Source organism: Bacillus sp. SIMBA_074, assembly GCF_046534555.1.
GTDB classification, from domain to species: Bacteria; Bacillota; Bacilli; order Bacillales; family Bacillaceae_G; genus Bacillus_A; species Bacillus_A mycoides.
Genome location: NZ_JAWRYM010001001.1, coordinates 1 through 248, shown reverse-complemented (window position 1 = coordinate 248; position 248 = coordinate 1). Strand labels below are relative to the sequence as shown.

At 66.1% G+C, this 248-nt stretch carries 1 protein-coding gene; it reads left to right on the top strand.

Annotated elements, in window-relative coordinates; translation table 11 throughout:
- On the top strand, positions 1 to 248 hold a 248-nt coding region (locus SB773_RS33785; protein ID WP_410594843.1), incomplete at both ends, for a tryptophan 7-halogenase.

Genomic DNA, 248 nt, shown 5'->3' with positions numbered 1-248 from the left:
CCCGCATGTCATCACCGCCAGCGGCACGGCCGAGTACAACCGGCAGATGGCCGAGGAGATCGTGCACGTGCGCGACTTCGTGATCCTGCACTACGCCCTGACTGATCGCCGCGACACCGACTACTGGCGCGCCTGCGGCGAGATGGTGCTGCCGGCGACGCTGCAGCACCGCATCGACCTGTTCCGCGAGACCGGCACGGTGTTCCACCAGCCCAACGAACTGTTCGCGGAGAATTCCTGGATCCAGG